The organism is Pseudonocardia sp. SID8383 (assembly GCF_009864975.1).
Taxonomy (GTDB): Bacteria; Actinomycetota; Actinomycetes; order Mycobacteriales; family Pseudonocardiaceae; genus Pseudonocardia; species Pseudonocardia alni.
On record NZ_WWFY01001214.1, the window covers coordinates 1 to 3,961 of the forward strand.

General features: G+C 73.3%; 4 protein-coding genes. 3 read left to right on the forward strand and 1 reads right to left on the reverse strand.

Annotation, left to right across the window (positions count from 1 at the left end; all coding sequences use genetic code 11):
* The coding region (locus GTW08_RS29735) for a hypothetical protein (RefSeq protein ID WP_202417891.1) at positions 1-311 on the forward strand (311 nt) is incomplete at its 5' end.
* A 255-nt stretch (positions 312-566) separates the two neighbouring features.
* Here GTW08_RS29735 and GTW08_RS31295 read toward each other — a convergent pair.
* Positions 567-716, reverse strand: coding sequence for a hypothetical protein (locus tag GTW08_RS31295; RefSeq protein WP_020626377.1), 150 nt, complete (start codon positions 714-716; stop codon positions 567-569).
* Positions 717-840: 124 nt separating this feature from the next.
* Between GTW08_RS31295 and typA the strand changes: the two genes are divergently transcribed.
* Positions 841-2,736, forward strand: a complete 1,896-nt coding sequence (gene typA, locus GTW08_RS29740; protein WP_073577807.1) for a translational GTPase TypA — start codon at positions 841-843, stop codon at positions 2,734-2,736.
* Between the two features lie 152 nt (positions 2,737-2,888).
* Positions 2,889-3,961 (forward strand): ABC transporter substrate-binding protein (locus tag GTW08_RS29745; protein ID WP_346009995.1); only part of this gene is annotated, 1,073 nt, incomplete at its 3' end.

Consider the following 3,961-nt stretch of genomic DNA (forward strand, 5'->3'; position numbering starts at 1 on the left):
GGGCGCTGCTCGCCCGGAGGGGGGTGCGGGCCTGGCGCACCGACGTCACCGTGGCCGGGGTGCTGCTCGACCTCGCGTTCCCCGCGGCCCGGCTGGCGGTCGAGGTGCACGACCCGGTCGACTCCGGGACCGGCGCCGACGGCTGCGGCCCCGCGTGGCGGCGGGCGGTGCTGCGTCGGCACGGATGGCGGACGCTCGTCGTCGAACCGGCGGAGCTCCGGTGCCCCGACGAGCTCCTGGACCGCCTCCGCGAAGCCGTGACCGGGCACCCGGCGGGGCCCGGCGGTACCGCGGGGCGGGCCGCGGGGTGAACGATCGGCGAACGCCACCACACACGGTGTCACCGGACCACTCGGACGACTGTGATTCCGGCCATGCCGGCACCGCGCACCGGACGCGTCGTCGCAGCGCACGGGGTGATCATGAAGGCCGGTCCGGGGTCCGGGCGCACGACGACCCGGACCTGCCGGACGACGTCGACCGGCCTGCCGCCGCCCTACCGGACAGGCGGTGCGCACGCAACCCGAAGCGCGACGTCGTCGCAGGTCAGCGGGTCATACGTCCGTTCAGTAGATGCGCGCGATCTTGATCGCGCGGGTGAGTGCCTTGCCGCTCAGATCGTCCGCACCCGCCTTGCGCAGCCGCAGTGCGACGACCGGACAGCTCTTGCACCGCTTCGGCTTGGACCGGCAGCACTTCTTCTTGACCTTGCCCATGATGAGGTCAGGCTAACCTGCGCCCGGGGCAGGGTGAAGGGCTTGCAGCGGATACCGTTGAGGTGTGACCATCCCTCGTTCCGCCTCGGCCCTCGACGCTCGTTCCTCGCTCGAGAGCGACGCCGTGCCCGATCGGGCCGGCCGACCCGAGCTGCGCAACGTCGCGATCGTCGCGCACGTCGACCACGGCAAGACCACGCTCGTCGACGCGATGCTCCGCCAGTCCGGTGCCTTCGCCGAGCGCGCCGAGCTCGTCGACCGGGTCATGGACTCCAACGACCTGGAGCGCGAGAAGGGCATCACGATCCTCGCCAAGCACACGGCGGTGAACTGGCACGGCACGACGATCAACGTCGTCGACACCCCCGGCCACGCCGACTTCGGCGGCGAGGTCGAGCGCGGCCTGTCCATGGTCGACGGCGTGGTGCTGCTCGTCGACGCCTCCGAGGGCCCGCTGCCGCAGACCCGCTTCGTGCTCCGCAAGACCCTGACCGCCGGCCTGCCCGTCATGCTCGTGGTCAACAAGACCGACCGCGGCGACGCCCGGATCGCCGAGGTCGTCGACGAGTCCCTCGAGCTGCTGCTCGAGCTGGCCGACGAGCTGGAGCTCGACGAGTCGGTCACCGCCCACCTGCTCGACCTCCCGGTCGTCTACGCGTCCGGCCGCGCCGGCAAGGCCTCGCGGATCCGTCCGGCCGACGGTGAGCTCCCGGACTCCGACGACCTCGAGCCGCTCATCGAGACCCTGCTCGACGTCGTCCCGCCGCCCGCCGACGACGTCGACGCCCCGCTGCAGGCGCACGTCACGAACCTCGACGCGTCCAGCTTCCTGGGCCGTATCGCGCTGTGCCGGGTCCGTGCCGGCGTGCTGCGCCGCGGCCAGCAGGTCGCCTGGTGCCGCGAGGACGGGACCACGCCGCGGGTGAAGATCACCGAGCTGCTGCGTACCGAGGCGCTGACCCGCGTCCCCGCCGACGAGGCGCGCGCCGGTGACCTGGTCGCCGTCGCGGGCATCGCCGAGGTCACCATCGGCGACACCCTCGCCGACCCGGAGTCCCCGGTCGCGCTGCCGCGCATCCACGTCGACGAGCCCGCCATCTCGATGACGATCGGCACCAACACCTCGCCGCTTGCCGGCCGCGACCCGCACCCGGGCAAGAAGCTGACCGCCCGCCTGGTGAAGGGCCGGCTCGACGCCGAGCTGGTCGGCAACGTGTCCATCCGCGTGCTGCCGACCGAGCGCCCCGACGCCTGGGAGGTCCAGGGCCGCGGTGAGCTCGCGCTGGCGATCCTGGTCGAGACCATGCGCCGCGAGGGCTTCGAGCTCACCGTCGGCCGCCCGCAGGTGGTCACCAGGACCGTCGACGGCACGCTGCACGAGCCGTTCGAGCAGCTGTCGGTGGACGTGCCCGAGGACAGCCTCGGTGCCGTCACCCAGCTGCTCGCCGCCCGCAAGGGCGAGATGGGCGACATGGTGCACGGCGAGGGCCGGGTCCGGATGGAGTTCCGCGTCCCGTCCCGCGGCCTGATCGGCTTCCGCACCGAGTTCCTGACGATCACCCGCGGCGCGGGCATCGCCAGCCACGTCTTCGACGGCTACGGCCCCTGGGTCGGCGAGATCCGGACCCGGAACAAGGGCTCGCTGATCTCGGACCGTTCCGGGCCGGTCACCCCGTACGCGATCGACCAGCTCGCCGACCGCGGCACGCTGTTCGTCGGGCCGACCACGCTGGTCTACGGCGGGATGGTCGTCGGGGAGTACACCCGCAACGAGGACCTCGAGGTCAACATCACCCGCGAGAAGAAGCTGACCAACATCCGCTCGTCGACCTCCGACGTGCTGGTCAAGCTGATCCCGCCGACGATCCTGAGCCTCGAGCAGTCGCTGGAGTTCTGCGCGACCGACGAGTGTGTCGAGATCACCCCGGAGAACGTTCGGATCCGCAAGATCGAGCTGGACCCGAACCTGCGGGCCCGCGCCCGGTCCCGCGCGAAGGCCGCGGCCAACGCCACGAAGTGACCCGCACGGCCCGTGCGCTGCGGTGGTGCGCATCGGTGAGCAGAGCACGGCCTCACCGACATCCGGCCCCGCTGCGTATCGGTGAGCAGAGCGGAGGCGCCCGCCGGACCCCGTCCGGCGGGCGTGCCCGCCCCGGTGGGGATACTGCGGACGTGAGAGCACGTCGACGCTTCCGGGCGCTCCCGGCGCTCCTGCTGGTCGCCCTGCTGGCGCTGACGGGCTGCGCGGCGGACCCGCAGCCGGCGCCCCCGCCGGAGACGAACCGCCCGACCGAGCCGGTCACCGCCCCCACCCGGGTGGTGGTCGGCGTCGACGACCTCGGGCCCGGGTTCAACCCGCACCTGCGGTCGGACCAGTCGGCAGTCACCACGGCGATCGCGTCGATGACGCTGCCGTCGGTGTTCCGGCCCGACGACCGCGGTGTGCCGCAGCTCGACACGACCGTCGCCACGTCCGCGACGGTCACCTCGCAGAGCCCGTTCACCGTCAGCTACGAGCTCAACCGCGACGCCGGGTGGTCCACCGGCGCCCCGATCGCCGCCGAGGACTTCGTCTACCTCTGGCAGCAGATGCGCAGCCGGCCCAACACGATCGGTGCCGCGGGCTACCGCGAGATCACCGACGTGCGCTCGCGTGCCGCGGGCAAGGCCGTCGACGTCGTGTTCCGCGAGCCCTACCCGCACTGGCGGGAGCTGTTCGGCAACCTGCTGCCCGCGCACCTGCTCAAGGACGCGCCGGGCGGCTGGACCGCCCCGTTCGCGGGCGGGGTGCCCGCCTCGGGCGGCCCGTTCCGGCTGATGCAGGTCGACCGCCTCCGCGGCGAGGTCCTGCTCGCCCGCAACGACCCGTACTGGGCGACCGCCGCGGTGGTCGACGAGATCATCCTGCGCCGCATCCCGGCGAACACCCTGCCGACGGCGCTGGAGAGCCAGGGCGTCGACCTCGCCCTGCCCGACGCCCGGCCGGAGATCACCCAGGCCCTCGACGTCCTGGCCCGGAGCCCCGAGCCGCCGACGGTGCAGAGCGGGCCGCGCCCGGCCGTCGAGCAGCTGGAGTTCCGCACCACCGACGGCCCCCTGGCCGACCCCCGGGTCCGCGAGGGCATCGCGGCGCTGCTGGACCGCGACGCGATCCGCGAGCGCGTCAACCCCGACGCCGTAGCCGTGAACGCCTTCGGCGCCGCCCCGTCGGACCCCGGTTACGCGCCGACCGCTCCCGCCGGCGC